The sequence below is a fragment of the Escherichia sp. MOD1-EC5950 genome, assembly GCF_002965345.1.
GTDB lineage: Bacteria > Pseudomonadota > Gammaproteobacteria > Enterobacterales > Enterobacteriaceae > Escherichia > Escherichia marmotae.
This window is the reverse complement of the sequence record NZ_PTSR01000103.1, coordinates 1-1,026: the sequence shown is the minus strand read 5'-3', so window position 1 is coordinate 1,026 and position 1,026 is coordinate 1. Positions and strand designations below refer to the sequence as shown.

Annotated in this window: 1 pseudogene; it reads left to right on the top strand. The window is 53.7% G+C overall.

Annotation, left to right across the window (positions count from 1 at the left end):
• A pseudogene (locus BEA93_RS24465) lies at window positions 1–882 on the top strand (IS91 family transposase); the annotation flags it as partial.
• Window positions 883–1,026 lie beyond the last annotated feature (144 nt).

Here is a 1,026-nt window from a genome sequence, read left to right as displayed (position 1 = left end):
ACACTTCCCTGCCAGTTCTGGTCCCTGGTGTTCCACAACCGGTGGTTACTGGCAGAGATGAGCCGTATTGCAGCGGATGTGATACTGGAAATCTGCCGCTAGGCGGATGTGGAACCGGGGGTATTCACGGTAATCCACACATGGGGCCGTGACCAGCAATGGCATCCACATATTCATCTGTCGACCACTGCCGGTGGTGTGACGTCAGGTCATACCTGGAAAAACCTTCATTTTTACGCCCGTAAGGTGATGAGCATGTGGCGTTACCGGATAACGCGGTTGCTGTCACGGAAATATCCGGACCTGGTGATACCGGATGCGCTGGCAGCAGAAGGAAGCAGTAAACGGGACTGGAATCGCTTCCTGGACACGCATTACCGCCGTGGCTGGAATGTCAACGTATCCCGGGTGATGGATAACGCCACACATGTGGCGGTGTACTTCGGCTCTTACCTGAAAAAGCCACAGGTGCCGATGAGTCGTCTGGAGCATTATGCCGGTCAGGATGAAATCGGTCTGCGTTATAACAGCCACCGCACACGGCGGGAAGAGTACCTTGTGATGAGCGGTGATGAGTTTATGGAAAGGTTCTCGTGGCATGTGGCAGATAAGGGGTTCCGTATGGTGAGGTACTACGGGTTCCTGAGTCCGGTGAAGCGGCGCTTACTGGAAGAGGTGGTATACACCATAACGGAGACAGTGAGAAAAACGGCAAGGCAAATAACATGGAGGGGGATGTATCAGCGGTTACTGAAGGTTGACCCGCTGAAATGCGTACTGTGCGGAAGTCAGATGCGTTTTACGGGGCTGAAGCGGGGATACCGTCTGGCAGAGCTGGTTATGATGCATGAGCCACTGGCCAGGATGCGGTGGTGCGGCTGAGAGCCGCATCGGGGAAGTTGCATCCATTGTCCGGGAAATGGAGCAAAAAACCATCACTGATACCCGGTATCAATCAATGCAGTCCATTTAATTGACGGCGGTGCACTCATGGCACGCAGGCAGTGTTGAATAAACATCCGTTTT